Genomic DNA, 18,908 nt, shown 5'->3' on the forward strand with positions numbered 1-18,908 from the left:
ACTATTTCATTTAACTATATAATCATTTTTTTAATTTCCTTATTTTGAAAATAATAAAGTTATTCTTTATAACGTCTGTTTTTATATAATATAAAATAATTAATATGTCAGACTCGAAAATTGTGTTACAAAAAAGACTCGAAGAAATAGAATTTGAACTTTCTATATTATACGAAGATAGGAATCAACTCCAATTGCAATGGCATTTAGAAAAAGATCTTATTGCTGAAACTAGAGATCTTAAAAACCAAATTGAGAGTTTGAGATTTGAAGCAGAAAATTTTGAAAGATTAGGTGAATTAGGTAAAGTTGCAGAGATTAGATATGGCACCATTTTAGAGACTCAAAAACAATTAGAAATAACTCAAAAGAAATTAATTGAAGCACAATCAAATCAACAACTTCTAAAGGAAGAAGTTGGGGCTGATGATATTGCAGAAGTCGTAGCTAAATGGACAGGAATTCCAGTTTCAAGAATGCTAGAAAGTGAAAGAACAAAACTTATTAAGATGGAAGGAAGACTTCATGAAAGGGTTATTGGTCAAGATGAAGCTGTTACCGCTGTTTCTAATTCAATTAGAAGATCTAGAGCAGGTTTACAAGATCAAAATAGACCGATTGGATCATTTATTTTTTTAGGAACAACTGGGGTTGGTAAAACTGAACTTGCGAGATCTTTAGCAGATTTTTTGTTTGATGATGAGAATGCTTTAATAAGAATAGATATGAGTGAGTATATGGAGAAATTCTCTGTTTCAAGGCTTATTGGATCTCCTCCTGGATATGTTGGATATGAAGAAGGCGGTCAATTAACTGAACCAGTGAGAAGAAAACCTTACTCTGTAGTTTTGCTTGATGAGATTGAAAAAGCTCATCCAGAAGTATTCAATATCTTGCTTCAAGTTCTTGATGAAGGTAGGTTAACTGATAGTAAAGGAACTCTTGTGAGTTTTAAAAATACTATCATAATTATGACTTCAAATATTGGTTCAGATATTCTTCAATCTAATTTAAATAATGCTAAAACGCCTGAAGAAGTTGACCAGGCTTTAATGACGTCTAGATTAAAATTGATTGAACTTTTACGTAAACAAATGAGACCTGAATTCTTAAATAGGATAGATGATATTATTGTTTTTAAACCATTAACTCAAATTGAGATTAGACAAATTGTAAATGTTCAATTGAAAAAAACAGAGGAGATGTTACAAAGCAATAGAATTGGATTTGAAATCACAGATGATGCAAAAGATTGGATAGCAAAATTGGGGTTTGATATTACTTATGGTGCAAGACCATTAAAAAGAGTTATTCAAAAACATATCCTAAATCCACTTTCAATTTCTATGCTAGATGGAACTTATTTTGCAGGTGATATAATAAAAATTTCACTCGATAATTCTGGTCATTTTAAATTTTCAAAATAAATTCACACAAAAGTTTTTTCATCAATAATTTTTAATTTTTTGCAACTTATTAATCAAACAATTTAATGAGTTTATTTTTAAAAAATAATTTGACTCTACCAATAATATTAAGCCTTACATTAGGCTTAATGCCTTATTTCCCTCAGCCACATATTCTTGGTAAATTGAAATGGGTAATTGGTGGAGGAAATGGTATGACTTTTATTGATTGGGCTGATTTATTATGGCATTCTTTTCCATTTGTTTGGTTAATTTTTGTAATAATTTTTAAAATTAAAAATCTGCAAAAGTGATAGAAATTAATAACATTACTAAAATATACAATCAAAATTCTCCTAACCAAGTTTCTGCTTTAAACGATGTTTCAATAAATATTAAAAAAGGAGAATTTTTAATGATTATTGGTTCAAATGGTTCTGGTAAATCAACTTTGGTAAAAATGATTGCAGGTACAGAAAAATTGAATTCTGGGAATATCATTTTTAATAAAATTGATATTACTAAAAAATCTGATTTTAAAAGAAGTAAACTAATTTCAAGACTCTTTCAAGATCCACTTCAAGGTACCTCTTCTGAACTCTCAATTTTACATAACTTCAGGCTTGCTTTTCTTAGAACTAAAAGTAAAAATTTAATTATTGGTACTGGAAAGGATTTCCGAAATTTTGTAAAGTCCAAAATCTCTATTTTAGATATGGGATTAGAAAATAACATTGATCAAGCTATAGGTACTTTATCTGGTGGTCAAAGACAAGCAATTACGCTGCTAATGGCAGTATTGGACAACACAGAACTTCTTTTGTTAGATGAACCAACTGCTGCACTTGATCCTTTAACTTCAGATTTTGTAATGTTTCTGATTGATAAAATAATTAGAGATTTAAGTTTAACTGCAATTTGTGTTACTCATGATTTAACTTATGCACTCAAATTTGGTTCAAGATTAATTCAAATGAAAAATGGAAAAGTACTAAAAGATATTCAATCAAATCAGAAAAAAGAATTAACAAATAAGGAAATATATTCTTGGTTTGAAAAATAGAAAAATTACCTCCTTTAGATGTCAGTTTATTTACCCCAACAATTTATTTGTTAATTGATTTATAAAGAATCATCATAGATAAATACCTAAAAATTATTAGTTAACAGCAATCATTTCCTTATTTTCACGTACTAATTAATTTAAAGATTTTGATGTATAAAGATTTCCGAGAAAAACTAATTTCAGGAGAAACAACCTGTTCTGCAAATCTCATAAATTCCTTCAATATAATTAACGATAATCTAAATCTTAATGCATTTGTATCATTGATTAAAGATAAATCAATTGAAAGAGCAGCAGAAATTGATAATCGAATTAAGAATAATTCTCAAATTGGAAAGTTAGCTGGTATGACTTTTGCAATCAAAGATAATATTGCAGTTAAAGGTGAAGGATTGACTTGCGGATCTAAGATATTAGAAAATTTCCGTTCATTATATTCGGCAACAGTTGTAAATAAACTTGAAAGTGAAGATGCTATAATTTTAGCAAAATCAAACATGGATGAATTTGCAATGGGTTCATCTGGAGAGTTTTCTTATTTCGGTAGAACTCTTAATCCTCATGACCTAACAAGAGTGCCTGGGGGATCTTCAAGTGGGTCTGGTGTATCTGTTGCTGCTGGTATGACTATTGCATCATTAGGTTCTGAAACAGGTGGTTCAGTACGTCAACCAGCATCTTTTTTGGGGCTTGTTGGAACTAAGCCAACTTATGGTAGAGTTAGCCGTTACGGACTTACTGCTTTTGCTTCTTCACTCGACCAAGTAAGCCCATTCACTAATTGTGTTTATGATTCAGCTTTAATAATGGAGGTGATTTCTGGGGTTGATTCAAATGATATGACATCTTCTAATCGTGAAGTTCCTGAGTATTCAAAAATGCTTAATGCTGAAAATTTAAATGGTTTAAAAGTTGGTATTCCTAAAGAATATTTTATTGATGGAATTGAACCAGATATTCTAAAAGCAATTGATGAAACTAAAAAATTATTAGTTGATTCTGGTGCTGAAGTAATTGAAGTTTCTTTACCTAATACCGAATATACAATTCCTTGTTATTATGTAATTGCAACTGCTGAAGCCAGTTCAAACTTAGCCAGATTTGATGGTGCAAGATATGGCTACAGAAGTCCAAATGCTCAAACACTTGAAGAAATGTATGTTTTAAGCCGTACTGAGGGTTTTGGAGAAGAAGTTAAAAGAAGAATCATGACAGGAACTTTTGTTCTTTCTAGTGGTTATTACGATGCATACTATAAAAAAGCTCAACAAGTTAGAAGGTTATTAACAAATGATTTTAAAAATGCTTTTTCAGATGTAGATGTATTGCTAACCCCAACAGCACCAACAACTTCATTTAAATTTGGAGAAAAATTAAACAATCCAATAGCAATGTACTTAAGCGACATCTTTACAGCAGGTGGCAATTTATCTGGTGTTCCAGCCATTTCAATCCCTTGCGGAAAAAGTTCAGAAAATAATATGCCAATTGGAATTCAGCTAATTACTTCTCATTTTAGAGAAGATCTTATGTTCAGAGTTGCAGAGTTTATTGAACGAAACAATAAAAATTAAATCAATATTTTCTAATTTTTTATTTTACATTAAAAAAAATTTGGGATTTTAATTTAACTACTTCTCAATTATCTATCGCTAAATATTGCTGTTCCAATTCTTATTAATGTTGCTCCTTCCTCAATTGCAACTCTAAAATCTTGAGTCATTCCCATTGATAAATGAGGTAGTTCTATTCCTAAGTTATTAGAAATATCGTTTTTTATTTCTTTTAACATTTTAAAATATGGCCTTACTTTTTCTAAATCCTCGTGCTCCTTTGGTATTGTCATTAATCCTTTTAATACAATATTAGAATAACCTTGAATCTCAGTGGCTAGATTTAATGCGTCTTCTGGAGGTACACCACTTTTAGTACCTTCACCTGATGTGTTTACTTGAATTAAGACTTGTAAAATTTTTCCTAAGTTTCCAGAATGATTGTTAAGTTCATTAGCTAATGAAATTGAATCAACTGTATGAACCATAAAGGACCCAGGAGCAATATACTTAACTTTATTTCTTTGAAGGTTTCCAATGAAATGCCATCTAATATCTGAGTTATTTATTATTAGATTTTTATCCCTTAACTCCTGTGCATAATTTTCGCCTATATCTATTATCCCGCAATTAACTGCTTCTATAATCAATTCAACTGGTTTTTTTTTTGATACCGCAATTAAAGTAACTTCTTTTGGGTTTCTATTAAATTCACTACAAGTTAAATTAATTTGATTACGAATAAAATTTATATTTTCTGAAATGGTTGTTGGTCTCATTGGTATTTTTTTTTCACTAAAGTTATTATAAATAATTTAAAATATTACTGATTATTTTTTGAAACAAAACAATTCTAAAATTTAGTATTTACAAATTTTAATTTAATATTTATTTTTTTTATCAAGAGTATAAAATTAATTATATATTTGTAATGTAAAAAATTAGGATATTTGTTCCTTATCACTTCAAACTAGAGTTAATAGATAAATCATTTCTACATCCATTGTTTTTTAGCCTGATTTTTTACAAGACCAATTAGATTTTTTTACCGATATATTTCTTCACAAACAAAACTTTTTTTCAAAAGACATTTCTTTCTATTAAGCAATGCCAATAAAAGACAACGATTACACACCCGGACCAACCACGAACTCCGGAAGATTACCACAATTAGACTTAGCAGAATTAAAGTCTAAAAGAATTGTAGAGCTAACTGAAATTGCTCGAACACTTAATGTGCCTGGTTATTCAGACCTTCGCAAACAAGATTTAATATTTAAAATTCTTGAAGCTCAATCAAACCAACAACGACAAGGTGGTGGTATTGAAAAAGGAATTAATTTTTCTGAAGGTGTTTTAGAAGTTATGAACGATGGTTACGGATTCCTTCGTTCAGCAGATTACAATTATCTGCCTTCTCCAGATGATATTTATGTTTCTCCATCTCAAATCAAAAAATTTGGTTTAAGAACTGGCGATACTGTATCAGGGCAAGTAAGGCCGCCTAAAGATGGAGAACGATTTTTTGCTTTACTAAAAGTTGAAGCAGTAAATTATCAACAACCAGAAAGTATTCGTGAGAGAACTATTTTTGATAATTTAACTCCACTTTATGCAACTAAAAGAATTACACTGGAAACAACTCCAGGTGAATATTCTATGCGTATACTAGACTTGATGAGCCCAATAGGTAAAGGACAAAGATGTTTAATAGTTTCTCCTCCAAAATCTGGTAAAACTGTCCTAATGCAAAAAATTGCAAATGCTGTTTCAAGGAACCATCCTGAATGCAAGCTTATTGTTTTGCTAATTGACGAACGCCCTGAAGAAGTTACTGATATGGAAAGATCTGTTCAAGCTGAAGTTATCTCTTCTACTTTTGATGAACCACCTGAACGCCACGTACAAGTTGCTGATATGGTTCTTGAAAAAGCTAAAAGATTAGTTGAAGCAAAATATGATGTTGTAATTTTATTGGATTCTATCACTAGGCTTGCTCGAGCTCATAACACTGTAATCCCTCATTCAGGAAAAATATTATCTGGTGGTGTTGATGCTAATGCTCTTCACAAACCTAAGAGATTTTTTGGTGCCGCTCGAAATATTGAAGAAGGAGGTTCACTTACAATTATTGCTACAGCTTTAGTTGATACTGGCTCTAGAATGGATGAAGTTATTTTTGAAGAGTTTAAAGGAACAGGAAATAGTGAAGTTATTTTAGATAGAAAATTAGCTGACCGTAGAATTTATCCATCATTTGATATTATTCGTTCTGGTACTCGTAAAGAGGAACTTCTTATTGAAAGTGGTGATTTAAATAGGTTGTGGGTTTTACGTAAAGTTATCTCTGATATGACTCAAATAGAAGCAATGGAGTTTCTTCTAGATAGAATGAACGGAACAAAAAATAACAAAGAATTTTTAAAAGTTATGAGTACTTAATTTCAATATATATCTGAAATTATAAATATTAAACTCCCTGCAAACCTTTTATTCATTGACTTGCAGGGAGTTTTGATATTTTAAATTATATTTTACTCTGTATTAACGCTGTATTACAAACTTTGATATTGTAACTCCTTCTACTGTTTTCACACTATAAAAATAATTTCCACTACTAGTTAACAAATTATTGTAATATATTGAATGCTCTCCAAATGGGAAATTATCAACATCTAAAACAGTGTAAATTTATTCTCCGTTTTCTTTATAAACTACAATTTTTACACCTCCCTGCTTGTTCAACTTAAATGGTATATTTACTATATCTCTCGCTAGGTTTGGGTAGGCTGGGAGTGAAAACGCAATGCTATTTCCACCATCAACACCTACAATTGATCCGTTTGGACAATACATTTTTTTAAAATAGCACTTGTCGTCTTTTGTTAATCTAGAGCGTTGAGTTTTATCATAAGGTCCACCATTGTTCATAATTCCCCATTTATTTTTACATGGTAAACTTGCTTCATTGGCAATATGGAGAAACCCTAATGTATGACCTAATTCGTGTTGAAAAATGGTGATTAGGTTAAACCAACTATTATTATCTATTTTCCATTGTCCCCTAAAATTGAGTAGTGCCTTAGTAGCATTCATAGTAATTTCATGATCGCCTTAACAAGGCATAGAATGTTGACCACAGTTTGGAAGATAGGCAAAACCTAATTGATATTTCAAAACATCCATGTCATTGCTGTATAACGAATCCTCAAAAACAAATTTTAATTTTGCACAACATTTTTTATCTATCTGTATTGAATCTTGTAACCCACATATACAGTTCCATTCGTAAGATGCAATGTCAAGTGCATTAAGCATATTAAATTTTGAAATATAGTCTGGAATAGCATTTTCGTCGCTTAGTATTAAACAAGCAGGTATTTTGCTTCTAGCTGGAAACTCACCAGGTATGTCATAGGGATTTTTTCTACACTCTAAATGATCTTGTGCCATCACTTTTGCAGATTATGAAAGGAAATTCTTTGTTATCACATTCTTCTGGAGTACTACCACAATCTGCTCCAACTGGCTTAACATTAGTTTGAGAATAACAAAACCCTATCGCCATAAAATAAATGGCAATCAAACATATTATTTTCATTTTAAATTGTTTTAGGTAAAAAGGTTATTTGTTTCTTTGGTCAGTTAGCTTAGGTTTGGATGATTTTTTAAAGTCATCATCTTTTTTTAAAGTATTTGTTAAGTTTATTATCTCATCTCTGCGTTGTTTGATTTTTGCTATGTATTGTGCTGGAGTTAGCCCACTACCTAAGTTTAGGTCACTTCCACTTTCGTTTACAATTCAATTCTCTATTGGTAGAGCTAATAGTGGTCGTATAGTTTGCCCGCCATCTCTTAAACAATTAGCATTTCCTTGGATTACCAAACGAATACAAGACTGCAAAGAGTCATCACAAATCGTATTAGTTCTTAGAAATACAATGTACTCATTATTTTTTTCAACTTTAAAGGAAGGATTTACAGAGCTAGCTGGTAATGTATCAATCAAATCACAAGCACCGTATAAAGAAATAATTTGAAGGTCTTGCAAACCATAATTAAACTGTAAACAAGAATTAGTTGTTAATGGTTTATCATTATTCCAGCTTAAAGTTTGCGTATTACAACTTGGCAATATTTTTCCTTTTATAATCTCTTTTACATCGCTTGTAACTTCTCGAAGCATAACCCAAAAAGTTTTATTACCAAAATTTTTACGTTTATCAAATGTATTTGTTACCTTTACATGAGCAATATATGATGAGGATAATAAAGTGTAATCTAATGCTGGATACGGTGATATTGTTTTCATTCTAGTTGCTATATCTGAAGTTATTCTTGATAGAGTAATATATGGAGATAATGTTGATGCACCCATATATCTTTCGTATCGAATAGGGTCGAAATCAACTGAAGTATAAAGATACTTCATTAATCTTCTAAGTGTATCATTAGAGTAGTTTAGAGTTGAAAGGTAAGATTCAATCTCATCAGGAGTTTTTACTTTTCTAATACTGTCAATTACTATGTAACTTATCATTACATCAAGTGGCATATCAGTAGTGTAATATGGTGTCTTTAATATTTGTCCAGACTGTGTAAAAATTCCAGCATTAATGGGGGCACATGGGGGAGCAGGAAAATTATTTTGCCCATCTGCATTAATTGAAATTGTTGCTATAAAAAATAGCGTTATTGTTATTATTTTTATTGTATTCATGTTGATAAATTTTGATTTGAATTTTTGCAATCTGTTAATGAGATTTTTCTTACAAATAAGTAAGAATATAACTCCGAGTAATCGAAAAAGAATATAGCTTGTATGCTACTTACAAAGGTTTTCCAAGGCAGATACTTCCAAGTGAAATAAATTGAACTTATTAGTAAATTATAAACGCGATTAAGCAAAACAAAAGCTATAGCTGTGCTGTGCTGTGCTGTGCTGTGCTGTGCTGTGCTGTGGCAGAAATAAATTGTAGTAATACATGGCCATTTGAAGTTAATCTGAAATATTATATAAAATAAAATATATCAATTTTCAAACGTGATCACATAGAAAGCAAAAATTTCAATTTTAAGGTTATGAAAAATTTCATTGAAATTAAAATTTTTTAACTGTAAAAAGTTGATGGCGTTTTTAATTGACTTTTAAGCTATTGTAATCATCAGCTAAAAAGACAATTAAATATAGTAAAATAATATTTAATAAACAAAACTATTTTTATTCTTATTTAAATATATAAACTGGTATGTAAGCAAGTGTTTATATTGCTTTGGCTTGTAAGCAAGTGTTTATGCGTGTTTGACTTGCAAACAAGTATTTATATGTGAATATACTACTCCTCTGATTAATAAATTTATTATGATAATTATAAATATCTGTTTCATCTTTTTATTTTATTTGATTCTTGTTTTTGGTTAGTAAGTTCCATTTTTTATTCTATTCACTAATTCTGTAAACCTTGCCTTCCATTCGCTATAACTATAATTTGTGCTTGGTAACCATATTTTATTTACATCACTTACAACTCCATTTACTACTGGTAGTGCTGAGTTTGAACATGCATAATCAAGCTCTAATGGGTAGTAATCATAATCGTAATCACACTTAAACGTATTAAACCGCATAAATGCTATTATCTCCTGACCAACCTTCAAACCAAACTCATCTTCCCCTACCTTAAGCAAAGGGTCGTTTTTGTATATATCCTTTACGTTCTCAATCCAATTTGAGCTATATAAACTGCCATCATACCTAAACTGAATTATCTGGCGTCCTAAGCTATCAGTTGGAAATAGCGGTAATTGCTGACCTTTTACTTTATCTAAAACCTCGGCGGTTACAAAGTATGGGCATTCAGTAATAGTATCTTGTCTCCTTTTAACTTTTGTTACACCAAGCACCCTTACTTTTGTTTTATAGTCAGCTATCATTATTGCAAAATATGATCGGCTTTCTGGGTCATATGGGTCTGCCTTCCGCACCTTCCGTAGTAAACTTGGTAACACAAAGTATTTATCTGAACATATCTTCGGCGAAAAGAGTCAGATTGACAATTTCGCTCTGAATCAAAAATGCCCGTTCTTTTTGATCGTGATGCTGTTTCAAAACTATACGACTGATATGTACCAGTCGAATAGTCATGAACTAAGTAAAAGTTTTGTAACAACTTTTTTACTGTATCGCTTTTCGCTGTGTATTTTGGTATTATTTTGTATAAATATTCTTGAGTATGTATCATTAGGCTATCGATAAACCGATAGGCTTTAATAATTTCTAGTGGTGCATTATTTATAATTGGAGGTAAATGTGTTAGACGTGCATATTTTGCAAAGTATGGCATCTCTACACTGTCTCGCCAATACAATCTTTTGTAATCTCTTGTACTATCAGTTGCTCTATTTGGTATTTCAATTATTTGCTGTGCTTTACATATGCTTACTGAAACAAGTAATAACATTATTACTAAAATTATCTTTTTCAAAGTTTTGTTTGTTGTTTATTTTTTGATAATCACTTTTTGTATTTTGGTTTTATCACCTATCTTTATTTTGAAATAATATTCTCCACTTGATAGACCCTCCGCGTTAAATTCTATCTCATTTTCTCATAATATTTCTTTCGTTGTTTATAGTAGTGGTATCACTTTTTCTCCTTTATTGTTAATAAATGTTATTAATACTATACGGAAATTCATTACAAGGTTGAATAACAGGTATATCCATTAATTTGTCTCCTATTTTTGGGTTGATAAAATATTTTTAAATTCTTCAACAGTAACATATTCAACAAATATTTTCATATCATCAATGTACTAAAGTGATTTAGCATAATTTGTTATTTGAATTAATAAATAACAATTTTTGACAATTACAAAAATATTTAGTTAAATAAAAATTAGAGTTAAGGATGCTAAACAGAATCTTCCAGGGTGGATACTTCCAAGAAAAATGTATTGAACTTATTAGTAAATAATAAACGTGACTAAGTAAAAGCTTTTGCTGTGCTGTGCTGTGCTGTGCTGTGCTGTGCTGTGCTGTGCTGTGCTGTGCTGTGCTGTGCTGTGCTGTGCTGTGCTGTGCTGTGCTGTGCTAAATTTGGTTTGCTCATTTTTGAAAATTAAGTTTTGTTTTTGATTTTCAAAATATCTTTTTTTAATCTTTTATTCTTTTATTTTAAGGGTTGGGTTGAGTTTAATTTTTTGTTTTCTAAACTCCTCTCAGCTTGCTTATAATGTTTGTTTTCTTATTATCTTATTTACATATCTTTCTCTTATCTAACTTATATAATTATTTTGAATAAAATATATTTATTATTCAACTCCATAATTAGACATTTTTTTAAACTGAATATTTTAAACTCCCTGCAAACCTTTTATTCATTGGCTTGCAGGGAGTTTTGATATTTTATATTTATTTCAACTCTGTATTAACGCTGTATTACAAACTTTGATATTGTAACTCCTTCTACTGTTTTCACACTATAAAAATAATTTCCACTACTAGTTAACAAAGTATTATAATATATTGAATGCTCTCCAAATGGGAAATTATCAACATCTAAAACGGTATAAATTTTTTCTCCGTTTTCTTTATAAACTACAATTTTTACACCTCCCTGCTTGTTCAACTTAAATGGTATATTTACTATATCTCTCGCTGGGTTTGGGTAGGCTGGGAGTGAAAACGCAATGCTATTTCCACCATCAACACCTACAATTGATCCGTTTGGACAATACATTTTTTTAAAATAGCACTTGTCGTCGTTTTGTAGTTTACCTCTACTCAATGGATTGAAAGTACCTGGTGCGAGTGGGTTTGAATGCATTACACCCCAGTTATTATCTCCTATAAGACCTGTGTTACAAGGTAAAGCTACATCTGGATCCTCATCAATACTAAATCGAATATGCCTCATTCCTAGCAAATGTCCAGCCTCATGCTGTATCACAGGTATTAGGTTAAATCTGCTTTGGTTATCTATCTTCCATGGTCCTTTTAATGCTAAAAGTTGTGGAGTTGCATTAATGTTTATTGTTTGTGGATTGCAAGGTGCATTTTCATTTTGACATTGAGGGTAAGATGCGTAGCCCAAAGTTCTATTAATATCTTGTCCGTATGTTTTTGTTATTAAGTGAAACTTGACTTTCATACAACAATTACTATCTTGAATTGGAGTATTTTCCAGCCCACACACACAGTTCCATTCATATTCAGCTATATCTAAAGTATTTTGGACTTGTGCCTTTGTTAAATAGCTTGGTATTTCGTTTGGATCACTCATAATTATACATACTGGTACTTTGGATCTCTGTGGCTTATTTCCACCCTCCCATGGATTATTCGTTCACTTTAATTCTTCAGAACCATTTGGTTTACAAATTAAAAAAGGGTACTCCTTATTACAATCTAATGGTACTTCTCCACAATCTGTACCATCTGGCTTAACATTTGTTTGGGCATAGCATTTTCCTATTGCCATTAAAATAATGGCAACAAAATATATAATTTTAATTTTCAATTTATTTTAAGTAATGATTATTTTGTTGGTTGTTTGTAGCTGAGTTCTGGTTTTGTTATTGTTTTCAACAACTCTTTATCTTTTTGGTTTGTATTTGTTAGGTTCAAGATTTGGTCTCTCCTTGCCCTAATTTTTGCGATGTATTCCGTTGGCGTTAGGTTGTTTCCTATGTTAAGTTCGGTACCACTTTCGTTTACAATTCCATTCTCAATAGGCAAAGCTAACATGGGTCTTATCTGTTGCCCACCGTCTCGCCTCCAGCCATATCTGCGGCATATATTTAGGTCAAGATAAGAGTGCATCAAATCACTACAAACAAACCCTAATTCTAAAAATACGATGTAATCTTTGTTTGGAGCAATCTTGAATGCTTGGTTTACAATACTAAATGGAACAGTATCTAATATATCGTTTGCCTGTGATTTTACTTGAAGCCAAAGCTTAGGAAATTGAAATTGTAAACATGAGCCAACAAATGGGAACTGATTTTCAGATTCAGTTAGTTTGGATACTGAAAAAGTAACTGGAGGGTTTATACAGTTGGGTATTGCTTTTCCCTTAACTGATTCTATTATCTCAGATTCTAAAACTCTAATATAATGGGTAGCAGAATCTTCAACTTTCTTTACAGTAACATGAGCAATTACATCTGATGAAAGCAACGCTTCATCAATTGCTTGATTTGGTGAAACAGCAACCGCTTGGCTGATTATGTCAGAAATTGTTCTATAAATTGTGATCGGAGGTGTTTTAGAAATAGAAGCAACATATCTTCGAAATCTGATTGGGTCGTAATCGACCACTGCATATAGATGCTTCATAATTCTACGTAGTGTATCATTTGAATACTTGAGAGTGCTTAAAAATTCCTCCATCTCATCTGGTGTTTTAACTTTTGTTAAGCTATCAATTATTATGTATCCGATTATAACATCAAGTGGCATATCTGTTGTGTAGTAGGGTGAGCTTAAAATTGGAGAGTGCTGTGTGCTAATTCCAACATAGTTAGTATCGCATGGTGGTTTCGGGTAGGTAGTTTGTCCCTCTGCATTAATTGAAATTGTTGCTATAAAAAATAGCGTTATTGTTATTATTTTTATTGTGTTCATGTTAATAAATTTTGTATTGAATTTTTATTATTGTTAATTACGTCTTCCTTACAAAAAAGTAAGAATACAACTCAGAGTAATCGAAAAGAATGTAGCTTGTATGCTATTTACAATGGTTTTCCAAGGCGGATATTTCCAAGAAAAATGTATTGAACTTATTAGTAAATAATAAACGCGACTAAGCAAAGCAAAAGCTTTAGCAGTGCTGTGCTGTGCTGTGCTGTGCTGTGCTGTGCTGTGCTGTGCTGTGCTGTGCTAAATTTCTTTTGTTCATTTTTAAAAATTAAGTTTTGTTTTTGATTTTCAAAATATCTTTTTTTAATCTTTTATTCTTTTATTTTAAGGGTTGGGTTGAGTTTAATTTTTTGTTTTCTAAACTCCTCTCAGCTTGCTTATAATGTTTGTTTTCTTATTATCTTATTTACATATCTTTCTCTTATCTAACTTATATAATTATTTTGAATAAAATATATTTATTATTTGAGAATTACAGTTTGGTGGCATGCCTATTATAAGTCCCTTGTGTGACCGTTTCTTCGGATCCATTACAACTGAATTGTATGTGCTTACTTTATATGCTAATAATTCATTTACTCCTATATTCCCATTTGTGGTTGGTACATTTAATTGCTTCAATTAATGATCTGAAGATTTCTGTTTGAATGAGTTATGCCAGAAAGCTAATAAAACTGATACTAATGAAATTATAACAAAAGCTATTGGAGTTAATAGAGATCGTCTTGGTGATGAGCGAAGTTCTGGGACTGCAGCAGGATCAAGTACTGATACAGTGGGCATATCTCGGGCTTCTTGAATGGATTCTTGTTGGTATTGTGCTTCTAAATAATTGTAAATTTGAGTAGAGACTTCTAAATCAATTTTTAAATTTGCAAATCTTTTTGTTAATTCAGGTACAGATGTAAATGCAATTCCAACATCACCCCCTGCTCTGCCTGACTCAACTTCAACTTTTTGTTTTTTTAATTCAACTAGCTGTTTATTTAACATTTCCATAAACTTTGAATCTGAACTTAAATCCAACTTAGCTGAAGTAATCTCAAGTTCTTTTTTAAAAATTGCAGATTGAACTTCAGATAACGCTTCAATACTTGAAGCAACTTGTTTGTCGAGTGCTAAAGCTTTATTCTTTTGTTGGAATTTCAAATATTCTGATTGAATAGAATCTAACTTAAATCTCTTTTCAATTTTTAATTTTCCTATAAACTCTTTAGAACGTTTTGCTTTAGAGGCAGTTTTAGTTCTATTTAATTTATCAAGAATTATTATAGAATAATTTACAACATCGGCTGAGAGTTTGGCAATTTGCTCCTGTTCTTTTTTATCTGAAAAATATCCAGTTTTGGGGTTGAAAGAAAGTTGAATCATACCTTGCCTATCAGATTCGGCAACCATCATTCCTTGCACTTTATCTATTGCTTGTTGATACTCATCATTATTCATATTAAACAATTTAAGCAAACTAAATTTTCTAATAATGCTATCTGCAACTGTTCTACTTGTAAGTATTTTAACAAAAACTTCAGAGCTTGAGTTCTCTGCAAATGCCTTGAAATCTAAGTTCTGAGCTCCTTTTGCTAAAAGTGAAGCAAAGCTAAAGCCATCTGTTTTTTCTGGTGGAAGCAATGATGCTCCACTTGAAAAAGTTTGTGGCATTATAAAAGTATAACCTATAAATAAAACTGTACAGGTAATAATAGTTGTTATTAAAAAAACTTTATATTTTTTTAAAACCTTTGAATAATCATCAAATTTAATTACTACTGGCAATTTTGGATTACTTGAATCAGTCAATTTTTAATTTTTAAAATACGTTTCAATATGGCTTCTTTAACTAAGTTTTAACTTTTATATTCTTACAAATATTACTTACAACACTAAACTATATATATAATGTAACAATATAATTTAACAATATAATTTCAGAAGTTTAAGGTTTGGATAAAGAAATAATTACTGCTGTAATGGTTGCAATTTGAGCTACAATAGAAATTACTTCAGTAAAAGTTTTCCAAAATGTAGCCTCTGTTTTTTCGGGTACAAATATTGCGTCACCAGGTTCAAGCTCATAATCATCACCTTTAGAAGCAAGAAATGCTTCATTAGTTCTTCCTTTTATTATTTGTGTTTCGTCTTCATCTGCCCTCCATCCAAACCCACCTGAAGTTTTTATATAATCTATGAAATTATATCCCTTTTGATATGTTACGCTACCTGGATTTTTTACTTTACCAGTTAATTTTACATAAGTTTTTTTTGTTGGTACAAATATAGAATCATCATCTTCAATTGTGATATTCTCCGATTCAGCACCACTTAGTAGGTTAGAAACATTAACAGACATCACTCCTCTTTTCTCTCGAGTTTTAGCTCTGAAATATTGTACCTCCTCTGGAGATCTATCTTTAGGATCAATTCCAATAATTCTTCCAAATTCATTATCAGGCTCACTAAGAACCTTCCTTCTAATTACAGAAACATCACTCAATGATGCTTCATTGGTAAATCCTCCAAATTGTTTTATAACATCTTTTAGTTTTGTTTGCCCAGATTCAATTGCAATTGAACCTGGAAAAGTTACTTCACCTCTTACCACAACTCTTCCAGATTTTAAGTAGTTTGGAATAAATTTTACAAAAATTCTGTCACCAGCTTTGAGGGCTTTATTATTTAAGATCTCACCATTATTTTTAGCTTTACAAATATACCTTTCTACTATTTTCCCGTTTATATTTAGAGATACAACTTCAATTGAATCAAGCATAGCTCCAGCTGAAAAGCCAAAACAATACTTTATCATATTTGAAATTGAGTCACCTTCATGAAAACTAAATTCACCAGGGCGTTGAACAGCACCAAAGCAAGATATTACATTTTTTGCATCTTGAACTCCAATCCTAATTACGTCTCCACCCCTTACATAAGGATTTGAATTGAAATCACCATTAGTATAGAATGGCAACAAATCAATTAAAATTTCATTACCTTTTCTGAAAATAGTAACCGATCTTTTAGAAGCTTTTGTTGAAGCTCCTCCTGCTAAATCTATAATATCTGAAACCCTAGAAGCAGGGTTAGCTAAAACTACACCAGTTCTAATAACTGCTCCAATTATATAAACTTTAAATTGTCTTATTTTTTTTAATGAAACTGCAACGTCTGCTTTATAAATTTTGTTAATTGTAGAACTAATTGATTTTTTTATTTCAAATAAAGTTTTATCTCGAACATTAACTTCACCAATTGTTGGTATAATTATTTTAGCATCAGGTGTAACAGGAAGTTCAAACTGAAGAGGCTTAGTTGTTGATATGCTTAGAGTTATAATATCACCAGGTCCCATTAAGTATTCGTTTTCATCTATTGGGCTCTCCATTGCAACATTGGCTTCAATAGCTCTTTCGCGAGCCATTTTCAAAGAAGTTGTATCATAAGTAGTGTTTTCATAATTCCCAGTAGAACCAGGGTATCTTGGGTCTTCTCCTGTTACAATAGGTTGCTGGGCTAAAACAATACTAAAAGCTATTAAATTGTATAATATTATATATTTTATCATCAAATTTTATAATTGGTTGCAAAGTTAAGTTAAATCAAAATTATACAATATATTTTCACTTATTAAGGATTAATTCATCAAATGGAAATTTAAGTTAATTTTTATTTAATTTAAAATCCATATTGACCTTAATTTTGTAATTTTTTATATCGGATATTTATATTTAGATAGATAATTTGTTTATTTAAATTTAGATTTAACAAAAAATTATATTTTCTGGAATGAAATCAATCTGTTGGCTACGTAGAGATTTAAGACTAAATGATAATGCAGCTTTGTTTCACGCATGCAATAATTCAAATGAAGTTTTTATTATTTTTATTTTTGATTTGAATATCCTAAACAAATTAGAAAAAAATGATAGAAGAGTTTCATTTATAGAGAATTCGATTAAAGATCTTCAAAAAAAATTATCAAATTTAAACTCATCAATTATTGTTTTATATGGTTACCCAGTTAAACTTATCCCACAAATAGCCTTAGAACTTAATGTTCAATCAGTATATACAAATTATGATTATGAAGAGTATGGTAAGAACAGGGATAAAGAAATTCAAAATTCTTTGACTTCAAATAGTATTAATTTTTACTCTTATAAAGATCAAGCAATTTTTGATCGAAATGAAATATTGAATTTATCATCAAATATTTATAAAGTTTTTACTCCCTATAAAAATGCTTGGCTAAAAAAAATTGATTCATTAACCAATTCTAATTCTTTAAACAATCCTATAATTGATTTTAATCCTGATTTAACAAAGCTTGTAAATACAAATAATATTAATGATAATAATACAAGTATTGATATATCAAAAATTGGGTTTAATAGTCAAAAATTATGGTTAAATTCTGGCGAAATTGGTGGCAATGAATTGTTAAAAAGTTTCATTTTTAATATAGATAATTATAAGGAAACTCGCGATTTCCCATCTATTAAAAATGGTACATCTCATTTATCAGTTCATTTAAGATTCGGAACAATTTCAATTAGGTCACTTGTACGGCACTCTTATAAAAGGAACACAATTGGAAGTGATACTTGGTTAAGTGAATTAATTTGGAGAGATTTTTACAAAATGCTTTTAGATAAATTTCCTTCAACAAAAGAAAATTGTTTTAAAAAAGAGTTTGATAATTTACAATGGGAGAATAATTTTGAACTTTGGGAGGCATGGTGTATTGGAATGACTGGTTACCCAATAATAGATGCTGCAATGAGGCATTTCAATAAAACTGGATGGATGCATAATAGGCTTAGAATGATTGTTGCCTCTTTTCTTACAAAAGATTTACTAATTGATTGGAAAATGGGAGAAAGATATTTTGCTCAACATTTGCTCGATTTTGATTTATCTGCAAATATTGGTGGGTGGCAATGGTGTGCTTCTGTAGGATGTGATGCTCAGCCTTATTTCAGAATTTTTAATCCAATTTCACAATCTATTAAATTTGATACTAATGGTGATTTCATTCGAGAAAACTGTCCTGAACTTTCAGGCTTTTCAAATGACTCAATTCATTTTCCTTTTACCTCAAGTATTAGTGAACAATTTTCTGCAAATTGTATTATTGGTAAGAATTACCCTTCACCAATTGTAGATCATTCAATACAAAGAATAAAAGCATTGGAGATGTTTAAAAAATGTAAGGAGAATATGTAAAATGGTATTAGCAGATTC

Annotated in this window: 16 protein-coding genes; 6 read left to right on the plus strand and 10 right to left on the minus strand. The window is 30.4% G+C overall.

Annotated features, from left to right (window positions below):
* Positions 1–104: 104 nt before the first annotated feature.
* From IPP08_11270 to gatA, 4 genes are all read left to right on the plus strand, one after another.
* The gene (locus IPP08_11270; GenBank protein QQS66326.1) at positions 105–1,427 is read left to right on the plus strand and encodes an AAA family ATPase; all 1,323 of its coding nucleotides are present in this window, start codon (positions 105–107) and stop codon (positions 1,425–1,427) included.
* Positions 1,428–1,492: 65 nt separating this feature from the next.
* Positions 1,493–1,720, plus strand: a complete 228-nt coding sequence (locus tag IPP08_11275) for a hypothetical protein (protein QQS66327.1) — start codon at positions 1,493–1,495, stop codon at positions 1,718–1,720.
* On the plus strand, positions 1,717–2,469 hold the full coding sequence (locus tag IPP08_11280) for an ATP-binding cassette domain-containing protein (GenBank protein QQS66328.1): 753 nt from the start codon (positions 1,717–1,719) through the stop codon (positions 2,467–2,469). The genes IPP08_11275 and IPP08_11280 overlap by 4 nt, the downstream gene beginning before the upstream one ends.
* Before the next feature lie 152 nt (positions 2,470–2,621).
* Positions 2,622–4,046 (plus strand): Asp-tRNA(Asn)/Glu-tRNA(Gln) amidotransferase subunit GatA, encoded by a 1,425-nt coding sequence (gatA, locus tag IPP08_11285; GenBank protein ID QQS66329.1) that lies wholly within the window; start codon positions 2,622–2,624, stop codon positions 4,044–4,046.
* Between the two features lie 68 nt (positions 4,047–4,114).
* Here gatA and IPP08_11290 read toward each other — a convergent pair whose 3' ends face one another.
* Positions 4,115–4,804: a YggS family pyridoxal phosphate-dependent enzyme gene (locus tag IPP08_11290; protein QQS66330.1), complete on the minus strand. Its 690-nt coding sequence runs from the start codon at positions 4,802–4,804 to the stop codon at positions 4,115–4,117.
* Between the two features lie 328 nt (positions 4,805–5,132).
* On the opposite strand from IPP08_11290, the gene rho reads away from it, so the two are divergent.
* The gene (rho, locus tag IPP08_11295) at positions 5,133–6,467 is read left to right on the plus strand and encodes a transcription termination factor Rho (protein QQS66331.1); all 1,335 of its coding nucleotides are present in this window, start codon (positions 5,133–5,135) and stop codon (positions 6,465–6,467) included.
* 249 nt (positions 6,468–6,716) lie between these two features.
* Here the strand turns inward: rho and IPP08_11300 are convergent, their stop codons facing one another.
* From IPP08_11300 to IPP08_11340, 9 genes are all read right to left on the minus strand, one after another.
* Positions 6,717–7,121, minus strand: coding sequence for a hypothetical protein (locus IPP08_11300; protein QQS66332.1), 405 nt, complete (start codon positions 7,119–7,121; stop codon positions 6,717–6,719).
* Between the two features lie 18 nt (positions 7,122–7,139).
* Positions 7,140–7,343, minus strand: coding sequence for a hypothetical protein (locus IPP08_11305; protein ID QQS66333.1), 204 nt, complete (start codon positions 7,341–7,343; stop codon positions 7,140–7,142).
* Between the two features lie 109 nt (positions 7,344–7,452).
* Positions 7,453–7,626, minus strand: a complete 174-nt coding sequence (locus IPP08_11310) for a hypothetical protein (protein QQS66334.1) — start codon at positions 7,624–7,626, stop codon at positions 7,453–7,455.
* 201 nt (positions 7,627–7,827) lie between these two features.
* Positions 7,828–8,745, minus strand: coding sequence for a hypothetical protein (locus IPP08_11315; protein QQS66335.1), 918 nt, complete (start codon positions 8,743–8,745; stop codon positions 7,828–7,830).
* Positions 8,746–9,443: 698 nt separating this feature from the next.
* A complete protein-coding gene (locus tag IPP08_11320; GenBank protein QQS66336.1) occupies positions 9,444–10,034 on the minus strand; it encodes a hypothetical protein in 591 nt (196 codons plus the stop codon).
* A gap of 1,420 nt (positions 10,035–11,454) precedes the next feature.
* Entirely contained in the window at positions 11,455–12,309 is an 855-nt protein-coding gene (locus IPP08_11325) for a T9SS type A sorting domain-containing protein (GenBank protein QQS66337.1), read from the minus strand.
* Between the two features lie 254 nt (positions 12,310–12,563).
* Positions 12,564–13,655 (minus strand): hypothetical protein, encoded by a 1,092-nt coding sequence (locus IPP08_11330; protein QQS66338.1) that lies wholly within the window; start codon positions 13,653–13,655, stop codon positions 12,564–12,566.
* A gap of 636 nt (positions 13,656–14,291) precedes the next feature.
* The gene (locus IPP08_11335; GenBank protein QQS66339.1) at positions 14,292–15,467 is read right to left on the minus strand and encodes a hypothetical protein; all 1,176 of its coding nucleotides are present in this window, start codon (positions 15,465–15,467) and stop codon (positions 14,292–14,294) included.
* A 136-nt stretch (positions 15,468–15,603) separates the two neighbouring features.
* Entirely contained in the window at positions 15,604–17,229 is a 1,626-nt protein-coding gene (locus IPP08_11340; GenBank protein QQS66340.1) for an SLBB domain-containing protein, read from the minus strand.
* A gap of 221 nt (positions 17,230–17,450) precedes the next feature.
* On the opposite strand from IPP08_11340, the gene IPP08_11345 reads away from it, so the two are divergent.
* Positions 17,451–18,890, plus strand: a complete 1,440-nt coding sequence (locus IPP08_11345; GenBank protein QQS66341.1) for a deoxyribodipyrimidine photo-lyase — start codon at positions 17,451–17,453, stop codon at positions 18,888–18,890.
* The last annotated feature ends 18 nt before the right edge of the window (positions 18,891–18,908 follow it).

Source organism: Chlorobiota bacterium (assembly GCA_016700335.1).
GTDB lineage: Bacteria > Bacteroidota > Ignavibacteria > OLB7 > OLB7.

Excerpts from the sequence above, each read along its gene's own strand:
- IPP08_11345 (QQS66341.1), top strand. The coding sequence starts at position 17,451 with ATGAAATCAATCTGTTGGCTACGTAGAGATTTAAGACTAAATGATAAT.
- IPP08_11340 (QQS66340.1), bottom strand. The coding sequence starts at position 17,229 with ATGATAAAATATATAATATTATACAATTTAATAGCTTTTAGTATTGTT.
- IPP08_11330 (QQS66338.1), bottom strand. The coding sequence starts at position 13,655 with ATGAACACAATAAAAATAATAACAATAACGCTATTTTTTATAGCAACA.
- IPP08_11310 (QQS66334.1), bottom strand. The coding sequence starts at position 7,626 with ATGAAAATAATATGTTTGATTGCCATTTATTTTATGGCGATAGGGTTT.
- IPP08_11290 (QQS66330.1), bottom strand. The coding sequence starts at position 4,804 with ATGAGACCAACAACCATTTCAGAAAATATAAATTTTATTCGTAATCAA.
- IPP08_11300 (QQS66332.1), bottom strand. The coding sequence starts at position 7,121 with ATGAATGCTACTAAGGCACTACTCAATTTTAGGGGACAATGGAAAATA.
- IPP08_11315 (QQS66335.1), bottom strand. The coding sequence starts at position 8,745 with ATGAATACAATAAAAATAATAACAATAACGCTATTTTTTATAGCAACA.
- IPP08_11275 (QQS66327.1), top strand. The coding sequence starts at position 1,493 with ATGAGTTTATTTTTAAAAAATAATTTGACTCTACCAATAATATTAAGC.
- IPP08_11305 (QQS66333.1), bottom strand. The coding sequence starts at position 7,343 with ATGCTTAATGCACTTGACATTGCATCTTACGAATGGAACTGTATATGT.
- IPP08_11325 (QQS66337.1), bottom strand. The coding sequence starts at position 12,309 with ATGAGTGATCCAAACGAAATACCAAGCTATTTAACAAAGGCACAAGTC.
- IPP08_11270 (QQS66326.1), top strand. The coding sequence starts at position 105 with ATGTCAGACTCGAAAATTGTGTTACAAAAAAGACTCGAAGAAATAGAA.
- gatA (QQS66329.1), top strand. The coding sequence starts at position 2,622 with ATGTATAAAGATTTCCGAGAAAAACTAATTTCAGGAGAAACAACCTGT.
- rho (QQS66331.1), top strand. The coding sequence starts at position 5,133 with ATGCCAATAAAAGACAACGATTACACACCCGGACCAACCACGAACTCC.